Here is a 16755-nt window from a genome sequence, read left to right as displayed (position 1 = left end):
TAGAGTCTATGCGTGTATGATTCACTTGCACAGTACTCAAAGCTAAGGGCTGATCGGGATGCACTCTCGCGTGCGCTTCCCTTCGGGTTGCGGCTAAGAGCCCGCAGGCCTGCCGGGTCGACAATGCCGACCGATTGACCCCTTTATATACTCAGAGGAAGGATCGATGCGTTCTTTCATTTCGACGAACATTTCGTAATCATTCGCCGAAACTAGCGATCAGAAAGCAATGGAGCATCGTACTTAGAATGGATGTCAATCTAGGTTGGTTGTTGATCACTTGCCTCATGTATTTGGTCGCATCCATTCTTGTGCTGTGGATAGCGGGAGCCATCTTCTTCGATGTTGGTCGAGCAACATGGTTCGGGGGAGTGCTTGCTGCAATTTGGGTTGTGTGTGCTATTGTTGCATTTCTTTCCTGGCAGCCTGCCTGGAAACCCTTTGTTTTGATACTTGTTCTGAGTGGTTTTTTCTTGCGTTGGTGGTTTTTTCAAAAACCATCGCAGCACAGGGAATGGGACCCAAATTTTTCGCAGTTGGCGCGGGTGAGTTTGCAGGGTGACGAGATCACTGTCGAAAACGTGCGCAATACGGAGTATCGTAGTGCCAGAGATTTTGATACACGTTTCGAGACACGCTCCTATCGTCTTTCTCAGTTAATCGGGGTTGATGCGATCCTATTGCAATGGGGGTCTACTCTGATGTGTCATCCAATGTTCGTCTTTGATTTTGGGTCTAGTGGTCGGTTATGTATCTCGATTGAAGTCCGCTATCGGGTGGGGCAAAAATACAGTTTGATTCGTAGCCTCTACCGCCAGCAAGAGCTCATGTATGTGGTCAGTGACGAGCGAGACGCGATTTTGCGCCGCTCGAAATGCCTGGAAGGCCACGACTTGTATCTCTATCGCCTTGCCTCGGATGCACTCACCGATCACGAGTTCTTTTTTGAGTATGTGAATGCCATCAATTCATTAGCAGAAAATCCGCGTTGGTATCATGGTTTGACGACTAATTGCACAACCAGCATCTACGCACAGGGTCGAGGCCGGATGGAGTGGGATTGGAGGATGCTATTCAATGGATCTCTGGACCGATTTATGTACGATCGTCAGCTGCTTGACCAAGAATTGCCGTTTGAATCATTGAAGAAACAGAGTTGGATCAATGGCATTGCCAATTCTGCTCCAGTCGACAACTTTGGTGATTACCTCCGACGCGAGTTAACTGGCTATCGAACTTCAGTTGATCATGAATTAGCTGAAACAGGTAAACGTGAAGAGTATCTAACATGAACGAGATTGACGAAAAGATCCACTTACTGAAGCTGCACCCCTGCTCCCGTGGCTTGGATCATGAAGCCTTGCGAGAAATCGCTGAAGCCGTAGAACTCATGCGCTGTCAGCCTGGCGATACTATCCATCGGGCTAATGAGCCCATGACTTCGGTGTATTTGATCATTCACGGACGGCTAAGGCTGGAATTAGTAGACATTCAAGGCAACGTGATCACTCAGCGATTTCATAGTTCGGGCGACCAAATCGGGGGCTTAGCTGCTGTGCTCGCGGAGCCGACACCCATGGAATGTATCGCCGAAGATCCCTCCACACTACTCCGGATGGAATATGCAAGGGGCCTGGAGTTAACTAAGAAGTTCGATGTGTTTCGTACCAATTTTACGCGACTGGTGGCTGATTCGGTTAAGCGTACGATCTTCAATGACCGACTCCCTACCCGTCCGAGATTTGTAGCATTCGTACATCAGTCTGATGAGACCCGTATTGTCAGCCGAAAGCTATTTGAGCGACTTGTCGAATTGGGAGAGACACCTGGTGTCCTCACGGACCAGTCAGATGCAGAATCCATCGAGGGGAGCCGCTGCTGTCAAATGTTTGGAGCCGGGCGTGACTTGAGCGTTGATGAAGTGCGAAAGCAAGTGGCCCAATGGCTGGAAACGGGCCAAGTTTTCGCCGATACCAAAACAACTTTTGATCTATCACTTGCCTCCAATACCTTGGAAAAATGTCACCTAGCGTTCTGGTGTGTGACGTCTCAAAACTGGCAGGCATCGGTAAAACTTTTGCGGGAGATTGAGTCCCTTGCTCCGGCATGGCGCGACAAAATCTGCATTCTCTGGCTACTTGAGCCCGGAGAAGACGCCCCATTAGCAAGGGAGTTGCGCGATCTGGCCGGGAGAGATCTTAAGGTCTCGTTCGGTTCACCAGTATCTAACCAAGGCAAAGTCCTATTTAGTGGGTTTGAACGACTCCTCCATCTGGTCCGAGGTGTCAAGATCGGAGTAGCGCTTGGGGGCGGCGCTGCACGCGGAATGGCACACCTGGGCGTACTCAAGGCGCTAGAGCAGAGTGGGATTACCGTGGATATGATTGCTGGCACTAGCGCCGGAGCGATGACCGGCACCGTTTACGCAGCAGGACTCGATGCCGATTATGCTGTCGAGTGTTTTGTAAATGATCTACGACCCTCCTGGTTCTTCCGGTTACTTCCTCGTGGAGATCAGTGGTACTTGTTGCACAAATACCGCATGGGTCGCTTTGATCCCATGCTCCGAAAGTATCTTAAGGACTTAGACTTGGAGCAATTAGCGGTGCCGATGCACACGGTTACCCTCGATTTGATCGAAGGCAAATCCGTGGTACGGAGTGGAGGTGATGCGGTACATGGCATTCTCGAAAGCATCAATCTACCGGTGTTGTCCACGCCAATTAATCGATCTGGCCAAGCTTTGGTAGATGGTGGATTGATTAACAATATTCCTGCCGATGTGCTCGTTGCTAAAGGTTGCAACTTCGTCATCGCGGTGAGTGTTACTGCGAAAATGGAAAGTGAGTTCGCCCGAAACCGGCCGGATACGCCTGCTTCTCAAATGCGATCTGCCTCAACGATTCAAACAATACTAAGGAGTTTTCAGGTTCAAAGTACCAACATCAATGCGATCGGCGTTCAACCGGCGGACTTTGTCATTGAGCCGGACGTAACCGGATTCGAGCTGACTGGGTTCACCCGCACCGACGAGCTAGCAGCGATCGGCGAACAGGCCACAACGGAGGCGATCCCCGAGATTAAGAATCTCTTGCACCGACTCGATGCCGAACTTTTTCCCGCGTTCGACGGCTGACTATTCGATTAATCGGCCAGTAGCCTGCGGATAGTTTATTGACGCGGTCAGCAATGTGATTTCACTTGAAGGACTGCGGGAGTCACACCTGAGGTTGTTTGGCAGTTGGGATGTGCGGATAAGATGCGCTCCACACTTTGGGGCAACCAATCGTTTCTTGTTGCGAGTAACATGTGGAAACTGTATCGATTGACCGACTTCTTTTGTGGGGTTAGGATCGATTCGGTGCGGATCTCTCCGCCCGGCTAGTGGTAGATTATGCCAATTCAACATTGGAGGATTTTGATATGAAGCGAACGATTTGGAAATGTGTGGCAGTAGTCCTCGCGGCGTGTGGACCAGCGACGGCTATTGCGGGCAACGCTGTGGCGGACAAAGCTGCGATAGAGAAAGCGATTGCTTCCTATGTGGCCGCGTTCAACGCCCATGATTCAGCCGAGTTGGCCTCCCATTGGTCCCCAGAGGCGGTTTACACCAATCCTCGCACTGGTGACCAAGTCGTTGGTTTGGAGGCTATCAAGCAAGAGTTTGATGCGCTGCTGGCTGACGCCAAGGATGTCAAGCTGGAAGTCGAGGTGGAATCGATCGACTTCGTTTCTCCGAATGTGGCTGTCGAAAATGGGTTAGCCACGGTATCGGGGCCTGAGAGTGTAGCCGAAGTTACCCGTTATCAGGCGGTTCATGTGAAACAGGGAGGTAAGTGGCTGCTGGATCGGGTGAGTGAAGAGGAGGTCACATCACCACCTTCCCATTACGAGCAACTCAAGCCGCTCGAATGGTTGATCGGCTCGTGGGTCGACGAGGATGATGAAGCTCGGGTCGAAACCACCTGCCAATGGTCGAAGAACCAGAATTTCATCACACGGTCATTCACCATCGACCTCGCCAACGAGCCACCACTTTCGGGAGTGCAGTTCATCGGCTGGGACGCCGCGTTGGGCAAGATACACTCTTGGGCCTTCGATTCCGATGGCGGTGTCGTCGAAGGCACTTGGAGCAACAAGGACGGTAGTTGGATTGTCGAGTCCTCAGCAGTACTGCCCGATGGTCGCAAGGCGTCGTCGATCAATATCATGAAGATATTGGACGACAAGACGCTCTCCTGGCAGGTCACGGGGCGTGATGTCGACGGCGAGATCCTACCAAATCTGCCGGAAGTAAAAATCACTCGCATCGCTTCTGAACAATAACAACTCGCTAGCGGAGAAGGCTTTCTCGCACGCAAAGAATCAATTTCGCTTAAGGAGCATTTCTATGTTCAAACTTAAAATACTGCTGGTAAGCTTCACGATAGTCATTCTTGTTTGTCCACTTGACGTTTTTGCCCGCGGTGGTGGAGGTCGTGGCGGCGGTGGAGGGGGTCGAGGAGGGGGTGGAGGTGGCCGCTCAATGAGTGGAGGCGGAGGGGGATCCATGAGTCGCAGCCCTTCGATGAGCCGTCCTTCTCCTAGCCAGTCGCGACCCAGCCCCTCCGCATCGCGCCCCAGCTCGTCTCGTCCGAGTGCCGGTGGAGCGCGAACGAGCACAGGTGCTCTAGGAAGTCGGCCGAGCGGTGCCGCTGGAGCACGTCCTGGAGCGAGTGCCGGTGCACGACCGGCAACGGGCGCGGCTGGCCGACCAAGCGCAGGTAACGTGGCTGGGAGCGGAAGACCTTCTCAAGGGCAATTGAATAGTTTCTTGAATGTGCCTTCACAGGGATCGCGACCAGGCGCGTCAGTCGGCTCGCGACCAGCCGGTGGTAATGCGGCTGTCTCTGATTTCTTCCATAGTGGCGGTGGAGCTGTAGCAGTTGCTGGCGCCGGTGCCGGTGCCGTTGCAGGAGCACGGGCCGGTCAAGCTGGTGTCCGTGCCGAAGGCGCCCGCACTGCTGCCTCCGGTAATCGTGCCGGGAACCGCGGTGACCGCCAATCAGCACGCGTCGAAAGTCGTGGTGAACATCGCTCGAGTTTGGCCGAGGGCCGTGGCGAGCGACAAACCGAACGGCAACAGCAAAGGGGAGAGCGCGCGGACAGCATCCGCGATGAACTTGGCAATCAGTTTGACGAAAATCATTTGTTCGAAGACTTCTGGCGTGACAATCCTCAAGCCTACTTGAACTTCCAGCAGAACCCCGCTCTCTGGTCTTGGGCAGCTTTCTCGACCGTATCGGCATTCATGCCCTGGAATTGGGGAACAGGCAATTACTACGACTACGGCAGCAGTGGAGGATCCTCTTCCTCAGGTGACGCAGGAACCGTGTACGCGGATGAAGCAACGTACTCATCGCCGGAATACTGCGAAGAGGCAGAACAATTAGCGTCCAGCGCGCCTGAAGAGCCGCCCGCCGATACCGAGTGGCTATCCCTGGGAGTTTTCGCCGCAGCTGACGAAAAGAGCAACTCGATACCCAATATGTTTCTACAACTAGCCGTGAGCAAGGAGGGCATCATCGCCGGAACCTACCAGAACAAGACCACCGGTCAGACGGAATCGCTCGAGGGGATGGTCGATCAGGAAAGCCAGCGGGTAGCCTGGACTGTCACCGGCAAGAATACTCCGATCATGGAGACGGGCCTGCAAAACCTGACCATGAACGAGACGCCAGCGCTGGTTCACTTCGCCGATGGAACGACGCAGAATTGGCTCTTGGTGAGGGTGGCGAAACCGGAGGATACCCAGACTGGTGGTCAATCGACGACACCTCAGTAGCGAGGCGGCTGAGACAAATTGCTGACGCAAGCCGTGGTGTGCAAAACCCCTCGGCTCGCGGTTATAACTGTGCCCACTCTCATGGTCCGCTAGCTTTAGTATCGATGGTAGTCGAGATTGCATGTGGATCAATCGAATGATCGCTATTAACATAGGGAATTAGTCCATGTTTGCGCTTCGTCAATTGTTGATCGTGTTGGTAAGTGCGACACTTATTTGCCCTCTGGATGCCTTTGCCCGTGGTGGTCGAGGGGGTGGAGGTGGAGGCCGAGGCGGCGGTGGTGGCCGCTCGATGAGCGGTGGCGGCGGGTACCGCGGCGGATCGATGAGTCGCTCACCATCAATGAGCCGGCCATCAGCACCGCGGCAGAGCATGTCTCGCCCGAGCACGTCGCGACCCAGTGCCGGGGCCAGACCTAGTACGGGGGCAATTGGCAGCCGTCAAGGTGGTGCGCGGCCTGGCACAGGTGTCGGCGGGCGCCCGGGAACAGGGGCCGGCGGTCGGCCCGGACCGGGTAACATCGCAGGTGGTGGGCGACCCAGCGCGGGGCAGCTTAATAACTTCCTGAATATTCCATCTCAGGGCGCGCGGCCCGGAATGGGGGCGGGGAGACCCTCGGCAGGCACTCTTCCGGCAGGTGGGAACAGGGCGGTAGTCGACTTCTTCCAAGGTGGCGGTCAAGCGGCAGCTGTAGCGGGGGTAGGCGCGGCAACGGGAGCGATCGCCGGTAATCGCGCTGGCCAAGTCTCTAATCGAGCTCAAGGCGTCGCGGGAGACCGCGCCGGTCAACTGGCTGATCGCGCTGTTCAGGCAGGCGAGCGTGCCAATACTTTTGCGGATCGTGCGGGGGAGGGCTCGATTGCCGGCGATCGAGCCGATCGGATCGGCGATCGCACCGATACTCGTTCGGACATACGCGACAGCCGCGGCGAGAATCGTGACTTCGCTTCGGACAACCGACAAGACCGCGTGTCAGGACGTGGTGACCAACAGGCGGCGCGGGTTGAAAATCGTGGCGACTATCGTGCGAGCTTGGCCGAAGGTCGTGGAGATCGTCGCACGGATCGTCAGCAACAGCGGGGCGATCGTGCCGATTCCATCCGGGATGCGATCAGCGACGAGTTTGACGAAAATCACCTATTTGAAGACTTCTGGCGCGAACACCCCAATGCGTATGTCAACTTCCATCAGAATCCTATCTTCTGGAGTTGGGCTGCCTGGTCTACGGTGTCGGCTTTTATGCCATGGAATTGGGGATCCGGTTACTACTACGATTACGGTAGCGGTGGGAGTAGTGGATACTCGTCGGACACAGGCACTATGTATGCCGACGAGGCTACATATTCATCGCCTGAGTATTGCCAACAAGCGGAGGAGCTAGCGGCGAGCGCGCCGGAAGAGCCGCCAGCGGATACCGAGTGGATGCCGTTAGGCGTGTTTGCGATGACCGTCGACGACAATAGTAGTGCCTTGCCGAATATGTTCCTACAACTTGCTGTGAGCAAGGAAGGAATTATCGCGGGCACTTATCAGAATAAAACCACGGGAAAAACTGAATCGCTCGAAGGCATGGTCGACAAGGAAAGTCAACGCGCGGCATGGACTGTTACTGGCAAAAACACGCCGATCATGGAAACAGGGCTGCAAAATCTCACCATGAACGAGACGCAGGCCTTGGTGCACTTTGCCGACGGCAGTACCCAGCAGTGGCTGATGGTGAGGATCGACAACCCTGATGCGGCGAAGGGGGTAACTGGGACGCAGTGAAATAGAGGATTATCTGATATGGATCTATCGACAATTCACAAGCCAGTATGCGATCTGTTTGCTGCTCAAGGGGCGCATGTACCGCTAGAACTGAGCCAGGAACAGTTGGCAGATTTCGAGCGAGACGGTTTTATTGCCAATGTGCCGCTCTTGACTCTGGAGCAGTGTGATGCGCTGTGTGATGAACTTGAAGAATTCTTTCAGCCGGGGCACGAGGGCTCGGAGTTGTGGTACGAGTACCACTCGAATGAGTCCACAACTCCCGAGAAGGCGTTGTTCCACGCGCTCGGTGCCTGGCGATTGAGGCCAGGGTTTCATGATTTACTTTGGAATCCGGCTTTAGTGGGGACTTCGCGGCAGTTGCTGAACGCTGCGCCCAGGTTCTGGCACGATCAACTTTTCTGCAAACCGGCCCAGCATGGCGGAGTCGTCGCTTGGCACCAGGACTATTCCTACTGGACCCGTACCGAACCGATGCAGCATCTCACCTGCTGGATTCCGCTTGACGACTGCGACGCTGAAAATGGCTCGATTCAATACGTCCCCGGCAGTCACCGCTGGGAACTGCTCCCGAGAACGGAGCTTGCGGGCGACATGGACGGCATTCGTGCGGTGCTGAATGATGAACGTTGGGAAGCTCTTTCCAATCCCACTGTGGTTACCGCAAAGCAAGGTTATGCGACGTTTCACCATCCGCTAATGGTGCATGGTTCTCAGGCGAACAATAGTTCGCGACCGCGACGAGTGACCGTGGTGAATCTTGTTGCGGATGGCGTCTGTAGCATGGCTGACGAACCGCTTCTGGTGGGAGTACCAGCGATTCCAAGCGGGGAGCCTCTCTGCGGGCAGTTTTTCCCGCTGTTGGGGTAAGCTTCTCGTGATCTTGGAGAATCCGCACTCCACGTCACGGTTAGCGGAGACATGCTCCGGTCACTTACGTTCCCGGCTCGCCGGTGGGTGTCCATTCGGAGAGGAACTGCTCACCAAGGGATTGCCAGGGAGTGATAACCGAATCGACCTGAGTTTTCAAACTTGCCTGGGTACTGGCAGAGACGTTGGCAAATACATTGGATTCAGGGAGCTTGAGTTGAGCGAGTGGGTTGTAGCGAGGCAACTGGGAATTATTAACGGCCTGATTGAGAATCATTGTCATTCCCTCGGGGACGGCGGCGAACTGCTGCGTCAGAAAACGTGCGTGCTCGGCATTGGAGTGACGCTCGGTGGCACGGTGTGCTAAGAAGGCGATGGCGAGGGAGGCCGCAAGGGCGGCTGCGGAGAGCCAGCCGATCAGAGCGCGATCGTGCTTGGCAGCGGAGAGTCGTGCCAACTCGACTCTTGGGGATTGGCCTGTCGCTTCGAACAGAGATTCGTGCCGAGCACGGGCCCCTGAGTGGAGCAGGGAATCAAGCTGTCGTGAGTCGTCCGCAAATTGACGGAGATGAGGGCTAAGGCGCAGTACGACGCGCAGCCAGGCAGGAAGCTCAGGCGACTTGTCCAACGCTCGTTGAATTTGGTATTCCAGGAAGGTGCGGATCATGTGTTTACCTCCACAAGGGCAGGTTCTTGAGAAATCGTGTCTAACACCTTTTCCTGCGAAGGTTCCTGACACTTATTGTTTTGTAAGTGCGGTAGCAGAGCTTTGCGGGCGCGGAAGAGTTGGACGCTGATAGCGGATTTGGTCTTGCTTAGTGTACGAGCGACTTCGGTGATCGAAAGCTCTTCGCCATAGTGGAGCCAGAGGGCGGTCCACTGATCGGGCTTGAGGACGCGATCAGCCAGCTTCCAAAGGTGGTCGCGTTCTTCGTTGTGAACGGCCACGTACTCAGGGGAGAGCGAAGCGTCGGCTATTTCCAGTGGTGCGGCGGTCTCGGCTAAGATAGGGAGCTGCTTCCGCCGGCCATGTTCAATCGAGAGCCGCATGGCAATGGTAAATACCCAGGGGCTGAGCCGTTGGTTAGTGTCAAAGAGGCGAATCTTTTGGAATACACGGAGCATGGTCTGTTGTACGACATCTTCGGCGTCTTCACGTCGTGGAAGCCGTCGAGTAAGTGCGTAGAGCAGTCGTGGCCTAAAGCGTCGATCTATCTCGGCGAAACTCCGCTCACACCCCGTCTGCAAACGACGCGCAAGTTCGGCGTCACTTAAATGGTAGAGCGATTCAGCGTTCGCCGCAGGGTCGTGCATTGAATCTTGATTTCCTCACCTTCATAGTAGCCCTCGCCGGGAGGCGGGGGTTCGGCTTTCATGGAGCCGCTGCCGGAATGGGGGGGGAGTTTCTCCCGACAACGGCTTCGCATGAGTTCGTCTATTCGTTGTAGGTCTGGAATTCTTGCACTCCATTTTTCAAGGCCATCAGAGCATCATAGCTGATCTTGAAATTCGCCGTGAGAGTGGAACTACCGGCTTGGTGGTCTACGGTGAGATTATTCAAGAGTTCGGCTGCTTTCTTAGCTCCCTTCTTGTCGTGGTGAGGGCGGTTTTTCTGGTCGAAAGCGTACGGATCATGTCGGTCTGAGTCATGGTTGTCCTCATGCATCGCCGCGAGTTGGACCATGGCTTTCAAACCGGTGAGCAGTTGCTGCAGTTGCTGAGCGCGGGCTGGGCTGCCGGCAGTGAGTTCGCCGTGTGCGGTGAGGGTATCGTCTTCAGCGGAAGCTTGCATGTTGACCGAGCGGATCGTTCTTACGATGGCTGATCCGGGGTCGTCGCTATCGATCTTCATCGGCAATTTCGAGAAATCATTCACTGAGACCGAGAGGAACGTATTGGCTGACGAGGGAGTCGCTAGCCAGGTCGTTCCTTTCTCAATAACTTTGTTTGTTAGTTCAATCGTTCGATCACGTTCGAAGGTGGCCACTAACGTGTATTGTTTATCCACCGGGTTGCGAGGAATCGCACACCAAATCCGGGGGTTGTCCCCTTTCTCCAGAATGAATGAATGAAGTATCGTATTCTCGTCCAAATCCTCGGATTGGTATCCCGGGGCGGCAAGGAGCCATCCTTCCAGGTTTCCACTGGTAGCACCCAGCTGGACGATGGCAGTCGTGGGTGCTCCGTCGAAGTTGTCCCCCAGCATCAAGATATCTGTCACGGCAGTTCTTGGGTCAAATCCCAAGGCATCCGCAAAGCTGTCCATCTTGGCTAGAGCATCGGGGTGCTTGGCCGAAATCAAGTCTTCGAGGATGCGTCCAAAGTTGCTGGAAAAAAGTCTTTCGGGGCTAGCTTGCACCGTCCAGAGAGAACTTGCTGTAAGCGTTTCGACTGTTGGTTTGGTGTCGCTTTGGGCCAGTGCTGGCAGTGAGACTGTAGCTGTGAGCAGACTGAGTGTGCAGAAAATGGTTTTCATAGGATTGCTCCTGAATAAGTGAGATGGCCGTAGCGTAGGCTTCCAGCCTGGGTAATTGGGTATGACAGCCAAGTCGCCACGGCGATTCACCTGCGGAGAGATGGCTGCTCCACATAGATATACGCTTTGAGAACGAGGGGGATTACAGTGCTTGGCCGGATCGTCACGCGATCCAGCTAGAAAGTTTTGTTGGCCCCGTGGCAGAGGTACCTCCGGCTAAAGCGAAAGTTTACGCCTTGGCCGCCGCGAACACCGCTGCGACATCGACATTGAAACCTTCGAGCAATTTAGAGTTAGCAGTCTGCCCTTCGCGAAAGACACCGTGCTCTATGTAGGTTTTTTCCTTAAGTGTAAGCACGGTGATTTGTTTTTCCTGGGGATCGACGATCCAGTATTCAGGTATCCCCCCCTCGGCGTAGTCCGCTCTCTTGATGCAGTAGTCGCGTTCGTGACTTTTCTTGTCAGGACTGACAACTTCAATTATCAAGTCAGCACCATTGAAATATTGCTCCTCAGGGCGAGGGAGATTCTTGCGAAGCTTGAAAATGATATCAGGCTCACGAATCTTGCCCTGTGTGATCGTCGTTGGAAGCGGCGCCATCAAGACTAGCCCGCCTTCGGCAGCAGCTTGCAATACCATAAACAAGAAACCGACAATCTTCTGGTGCTCGATTGTGGGCATTTCCAGGACCTCGATTTTACCTGAAGTGAATTCGACAAGTTGATTAGTTCGCTCAGTGATCTCAAGATATTCGCTGATACTCCATTGGCCCTGAGGAGGATAGAGTAGAGCTAATTCCCACGCGGGTTCGCCAAGAGAAGAACTGACAGGATGGGAAGTAGGCGAGATGCTGGCCATGGTAAATACTCCGCAGAGTTGCTGGTCTCATGAATTATAGCACGAAGCTCACCAGTTAATCCAGCCAATCCTGTTCTGCGAGCCTCTCTGGGACATAGACCTCAGTAACGTAGCTAATGTCTTTGGAGATGAGCGATTCGACTTCGAGTTTGAAATCGTTCTTGAGCATGCGCTGAATTTCTGACTGCCAGCGGCGCTTTTTCTCAAACCAGGGGTACTTGGCGATCTGTTTGGCTCGCTTGCGATCGGTTTCATTGAGCGAAATTTTGACGCTATCGGAGAGTTGGCAGCGCTCGAGATCGATGCTGCGCAAACCCAGGTATTTGGCCGCGGGAATGGCCATCCGCTGCGACTCAAAGGCCAGGTTGATGGAACCTTGCTTGATGACACTGTAGATGTAATAGCCCCAGGGGTCGTTGTCGAGCACGCAATAGATGGGGAGTTTCAACTCATTGTGCAAACGGTGCAACATACGACGCACGCCGCGGGGGGGTTGGCCGCTACCGTGGGTGAGAATGCAATTGTGCTTTTGCCAGAATTTGTCCTCGTTAAACCGCTGCCAGACAGTGCCTTTTTCAACATGGAGGATAAACTTGGCACCGCACTTCTTGGGATCGAGTTCGATCACTTCGGGTTCGACGATTGAGGGGATCGCGTAGCCGCCTGAACCCATGCGAGCGCAGTCGATTGTGTCGCCCTTGTCCGTGATTACAATATTACCGACCATGGCCCCGCGATTTTCAGCGTAGAGATGCAGTTCCTCCCGGATGGAATTCAAGAGTACTTCGACATCTTCAATGATTGTATCGCACTCGTTTTGCACATCAAAAGTATTCTCTTTCGCTCCTTCGATGGTGTGTTTGAGCATGTAGAAAAGACCTCGAAGGCTTGTCGATTTACCCTGATCGATGAGTCTCTTGCAACCGCTGGCTACGAGCATCGTGCGCATGTAGGCTTTTGCTTGGGAGAGGTCGAACAACTGGCGACGATTCTTGCTGTTGCCCATTTCCAGGATCCCCTTACGAGGGCTGAAACGGACATTCGACAGGGTGCGCGAAGGAATATCGACGTACGGGTCCTTGCGCGTTTTGGCCGCACTCACGACGCGGTCGGCCAATCCCGTGAGGTTGGAGATCGTTTTCTTGTCGCGCGGAGTAAGCTTCACTCCAGCGTGAGGCGTGGCAGGTTTCTTTTTGAGGGGGCGTTTCTTGGCCATGGATGTTTTTCTATGGTGTAATTAGCCGGAAGATCATGTCCTCAGGCTCATCCCGGACTGCGTGGCAAGCCCGGCTAGGGGGAATGTGTGTTAATCTTGTTCAGGTTCTTCTTCGACAGTTTCAACGCGGTTGATGGCGGCTTCGTGCTGGGTGGGGTCGACAATCAAAACGTTCTCGCCGAGGTCCAACTGGGTCGGGTCTTCCTGGATTTTCTTGCCACGTTCGTCGAGTTTCATGTCGGCGTCGGCTGTGCGCCGCTTCGCAACATTTACTAGTTGCTCGTAAAGCTCGGGTTGTTTAACGCCATTGATTTCACTCACTGCGTTGGAAACTTCCTTCAGATAGCGGAGAAATATCTCGCGACGATCGGATTGCTGTTTCACCCGTAGACGACGGCGTAGGAACATGCCCAGTTTGCGACCGACAGCTTGCAGGCCGAGGCGGATTTCCTTTTGAATCTCCGGGTAATTGGCAATCGCCTCCTTGGATTCGCTCGTGAAGGGGACCCACACGCTGGCGATGTGGACCATCAGGCTCACGGGGCCTTTGGGCAAACCGCCGCGGGATTGGCTCAGCCCGTAGCTCCGCCAATTCGTGTTCAAAATGGTCTGCGTAATGGCACAGGCTGATTGCTGGAACTGCAACGGCACACGATTGGCGTATCGGAGTACCTCCATCGATTGGCCCTCGGCGATGTTGACGTTTTTCATCGCCGTGAAAAGGGCTTCGATTTCCTTGGGCTTGAGCTTGCCTGGAGTTTGGCGCGTGCCTAGGCTGGCCGTTTTAATAATCTTGTCGGCCCCCTCGCCACCAAGTCCATTGAAAGTATGGACAAGGAATTGCCTCACCGTGCGAGCATCAGTTTCTTCGAGCAAGTCCAACAATAGATCCTTGGTGATGTTTTGCGTAGGTGCGGTGCCACCGTAGGTGAGGCCCACTTCAATCTGAAAGGGATTCCCCCGATAAACCGAAGGAGGGCGAGTCGCCGCGGCGTAGAATTCACCTGGCACAACTTTGTGCATTCCCTTGAGGATGAGATCTTCACCAATCGGGCATATGCAATCCGTCGCAGGTGCAGCGATCTTCGTTTTCTGGATCGCATGAAAAAGCAACTCTGCTTCCTTGCGGCCTACTTTGCGAGTGTTCGTCCGCGTACCAACTCCAGCGGACTGACAGATGCGACGAGCTATCGGCGAACTTACGCGGGAGAAACGCGAGGTGAGAAACTCCGAAAGGGTCGAACCTTGTGCCTCTTCAAGCATCGTAGCGAGTCGGCCCATTTCCACACCATAGGGATGGGGTTTGATTTCTTTTGGCTCGGGAGGAAGCGTCTTGGTGGAGCGCTCGTAGGTGTAGACAAAATCGTCAGGGTCTTCGTAATTGAGCGTAATATGCGGATTCGCGATGGCGGTCTGCTCCAAGTATTCGCCGACGCTCCCACGGCCTCGGACGAACTTGGCTTCCAGCTCGATAGTTACCCGCGTGCCGTGAGGCTGCTCGACCCACTCGATGCCATGCTTTTCGATATACTCTTTCCCTTTGTCGCCAGGAGGAATGTCAACTCCCTCGCCTTTGCCGTTGAGAATGCGGGGCTCGTTTTTCTTGGTGTCGATTTGGATCTCATAGTAGTGAGCCGATTTTCTTGCTCCCACTTTCGAGATGATCTTCACCGGCTTGCCGGTAGTTTGTACGCCATACATGCCGGCGGCGCTGATGCCGATTCCCTGTTGGCCACGGCTTTGACGAAGTCGATGGAACTTAGAGCCGTAGAGAAGTTTGCCGAAGATCAATGGGATTTGCTTCTTCAAGATGCCAGGGCCGTTGTCCTGAATTCCGACCTTGTAGTGGTCGGCTGAGGTCTGCTGGATATGGACCCAGATTTCTGGGAGGATGCCTGCCTCTTCGCAGGCGTCGATCGAGTTGTCGACCGCTTCCTTTACCGTAGTAAGCAGTGCTTTGCGAGGGTTGTCGAAACCGAGCAAATGGCGGTTCTTAGCGAAGAACTCGCTGACGGAGATATCCCGCTGAGTGGCGGCCATCGCTTTGGCGGTGGTGCGTCGCTTGGGGGAGGCAACGCCATTGGACTCAGCGAGGGATTGCTCAGAAGCAGGAGCCGCAACCTTCTTGCGGACCTTTTTCTTCACCTTTTTTTTCTTTACCGAACGAGTCGCTGGTTTTGCCGCTCGTACTTTTTTCTTTGCTGTTTTCTTCTTTGCCGTTGCCAAACCGCCCTCTCCCTCGAATGTCTCTAAGAACTTTCAATCTTAAGTTCGCAAAGTCCCAAGACTGGAAAACTGTAGCCCGACCAACACTTTGGTCCGGGAACCTCGGAGGCAGGTGTGTCTCCGGCTAAGGTTTGCGTTAAACTCTGCGGGTTCTGGGGATTATAGCGATATTTTGGTCCTCAACCCAGGGCAGGTAACCCCTCAATTTACGAATCCTAGGATTTGCCCCTACCTGCGGAAAACAAATTCTCATCGTTAGGACCCGAACTGGCCGAAACCAATTGCAGGACGACTCTCTCTTGTTGAGGACCCAGAATCCAATCTCAGATGTGAGTCATCCCCACCCCCAACAGTCCCGTCACCGGTCGGAAGTGACCACCAACCTCGACGGGGCTCCCCAAAACCCCATCAGGCTCTCGCCGGAAGCCTTAGCGACAATTCCCGTTCCCCCCCAATGGAACCGTGCGAATTGAAACATGCCTACCGTGCTTGAGTCTGCGATCGCAGGGAGGCGATTCATGGCTACACGTATTCTTGCCGTCGGCACATTGGCGTGCCTTGTCGGGATCCTGTCTATTTCCACCATTGCGTCGGCCAACGACGATCAATACGAATGGTGCGGCGGAGAGCCGGGATCTGGCGAGTGCTACTGCAGCGATGGTTCGGCAGACTGCCAATGCCGTTGCAAACGATGCCACGGTGCATTGGCACATCACGATGGACTATGCCAGAAGTGCCTCGGTGCGATGGCAGATTGTGAAGGCTGTTACAAGCGGTGTATCAGTTATCAAAACAAGAATGACTTGTTTTACAATTACTATGAAGGGCCGAATCCTAGTGGTACTGCTGCACAGATGTATGTATCACCTTTGCCTGTGCCGGCGCATGTAGGACACACCTATGTGACCTATCAGCCGTTGATGCCGCACGAGTTTATGTACAAGCATTGTCGATCACACTACGCCCATACTCCCGGTGCGGGTTGGTCGCGAGCCAAGATTCGCTACCACACGTATGGATTGCGTCTGCAAGACATTTGTCATATTTGGAGCAACAAGTATTGATTGTTGCTGGTACGAATTCTGACATTACAACTCACATAATTCCGTCACGAGGAACAGAATCGTGTCTCACACAACACCCCTAAAGTTTGCCTTGGTCTTGTTGCTATCCTCTGTGCTGGCACCGACGGTCGAGGCAGAGGCTCCCTATTTGAAGAAGCCACTACGTCGGGCAGAACTTACTAATTGGCACGCCAACTACGCCCATTCGGCGTATGGCTACCCGGTGGCGATGGTTGTGCCTCCTACCGCTCAGTTGCAAACCAACTGGAGCTGGGGCGCCCCAAGCATGAGCATTTCACGGATTGACCACCAGTTTGGCCGGAATTATCCCGGTCCAGGCCCCTTCGGAGCAGGTTTCCGTAACACACCCGTGTGGCCAAGCAACATGCACCAATTCGGTGTGTATCACGTGCGGGCTCCCTGGTATCCAACTCAGCGGTAGTGGGACCTGT

At 54.3% G+C, this 16755-nt stretch carries 14 protein-coding genes; 8 read left to right on the top strand and 6 right to left on the bottom strand.

Going from position 1 to position 16755, the window contains the following annotated elements:
* Positions 1-248 precede the first annotated feature (248 nt).
* The 6 genes from Pr1d_RS23235 (at position 249) to Pr1d_RS23205 (ending at position 8462) form a co-directional block, all read left to right on the top strand.
* Positions 249-1292 carry a lipoprotein N-acyltransferase Lnb domain-containing protein gene (locus tag Pr1d_RS23235; protein WP_148075765.1) on the top strand — a complete coding sequence of 348 codons (1044 nt, stop codon included), beginning with the start codon at positions 249-251 and terminating at the stop codon, positions 1290-1292.
* The gene (locus Pr1d_RS26565; protein WP_148075764.1) at positions 1289-3136 is read left to right on the top strand and encodes a cyclic nucleotide-binding and patatin-like phospholipase domain-containing protein; all 1848 of its coding nucleotides are present in this window, start codon (positions 1289-1291) and stop codon (positions 3134-3136) included. The genes Pr1d_RS23235 and Pr1d_RS26565 overlap by 4 nt, the downstream gene beginning before the upstream one ends.
* 287 nt (positions 3137-3423) lie before the next feature.
* Positions 3424-4326 (top strand): nuclear transport factor 2 family protein, encoded by a 903-nt coding sequence (locus Pr1d_RS23225; protein WP_148075763.1) that lies wholly within the window; start codon positions 3424-3426, stop codon positions 4324-4326.
* Between the two features lie 64 nt (positions 4327-4390).
* Complete coding sequence (locus Pr1d_RS26145; RefSeq protein WP_210417810.1) at positions 4391-5824, top strand: hypothetical protein; 1434 nt, start codon at positions 4391-4393, stop codon at positions 5822-5824.
* A gap of 166 nt (positions 5825-5990) precedes the next feature.
* Positions 5991-7592, top strand: a complete 1602-nt coding sequence (locus tag Pr1d_RS23210) for a hypothetical protein (RefSeq protein ID WP_168205445.1) — start codon at positions 5991-5993, stop codon at positions 7590-7592.
* Between the two features lie 18 nt (positions 7593-7610).
* Positions 7611-8462 (top strand): phytanoyl-CoA dioxygenase family protein, encoded by an 852-nt coding sequence (locus Pr1d_RS23205; protein ID WP_148075760.1) that lies wholly within the window; start codon positions 7611-7613, stop codon positions 8460-8462.
* Positions 8463-8526: 64 nt separating this feature from the next.
* Here the strand turns inward: Pr1d_RS23205 and Pr1d_RS23200 are convergent, their stop codons facing one another.
* From Pr1d_RS23200 to Pr1d_RS23175, 6 genes are all read right to left on the bottom strand, one after another.
* Positions 8527-9129, bottom strand: coding sequence for a hypothetical protein (locus Pr1d_RS23200; RefSeq protein ID WP_148075759.1), 603 nt, complete (start codon positions 9127-9129; stop codon positions 8527-8529).
* On the bottom strand, positions 9126-9776 hold the full coding sequence (locus Pr1d_RS23195) for an RNA polymerase sigma factor (protein WP_148075758.1): 651 nt from the start codon (positions 9774-9776) through the stop codon (positions 9126-9128). The genes Pr1d_RS23200 and Pr1d_RS23195 overlap by 4 nt, the downstream gene beginning before the upstream one ends.
* 121 nt (positions 9777-9897) lie before the next feature.
* A complete protein-coding gene (locus Pr1d_RS23190; protein WP_148075757.1) occupies positions 9898-10938 on the bottom strand; it encodes a hypothetical protein in 1041 nt (346 codons plus the stop codon).
* A 229-nt stretch (positions 10939-11167) separates the two neighbouring features.
* Positions 11168-11797, bottom strand: coding sequence for a Uma2 family endonuclease (locus Pr1d_RS23185; RefSeq protein ID WP_148075756.1), 630 nt, complete (start codon positions 11795-11797; stop codon positions 11168-11170).
* 55 nt (positions 11798-11852) lie between these two features.
* The gene (locus Pr1d_RS23180; RefSeq protein ID WP_148075755.1) at positions 11853-13013 is read right to left on the bottom strand and encodes a DNA topoisomerase IV subunit A; all 1161 of its coding nucleotides are present in this window, start codon (positions 13011-13013) and stop codon (positions 11853-11855) included.
* Between the two features lie 90 nt (positions 13014-13103).
* Positions 13104-15239, bottom strand: a complete 2136-nt coding sequence (locus tag Pr1d_RS23175) for a DNA topoisomerase VI subunit B (RefSeq protein ID WP_238476576.1) — start codon at positions 15237-15239, stop codon at positions 13104-13106.
* Positions 15240-15757: 518 nt separating this feature from the next.
* Here Pr1d_RS23175 and Pr1d_RS23170 point away from each other — a divergent pair.
* Both Pr1d_RS23170 and Pr1d_RS23165 read left to right on the top strand, forming a co-directional pair.
* Positions 15758-16303 (top strand): hypothetical protein, encoded by a 546-nt coding sequence (locus Pr1d_RS23170; protein WP_148075754.1) that lies wholly within the window; start codon positions 15758-15760, stop codon positions 16301-16303.
* 61 nt (positions 16304-16364) lie between these two features.
* Complete coding sequence (locus tag Pr1d_RS23165; RefSeq protein ID WP_148075753.1) at positions 16365-16745, top strand: hypothetical protein; 381 nt, start codon at positions 16365-16367, stop codon at positions 16743-16745.
* Positions 16746-16755: the final 10 nt, after the last annotated feature.

The sequence above is a fragment of the Bythopirellula goksoeyrii genome, from assembly GCF_008065115.1.
In the GTDB taxonomy this organism is placed as follows: domain Bacteria; phylum Planctomycetota; class Planctomycetia; order Pirellulales; family Lacipirellulaceae; genus Bythopirellula; species Bythopirellula goksoeyrii.
Note: the sequence above shows the minus strand (reverse complement) of the source record. Positions and strands in the feature narration are given on the sequence as shown.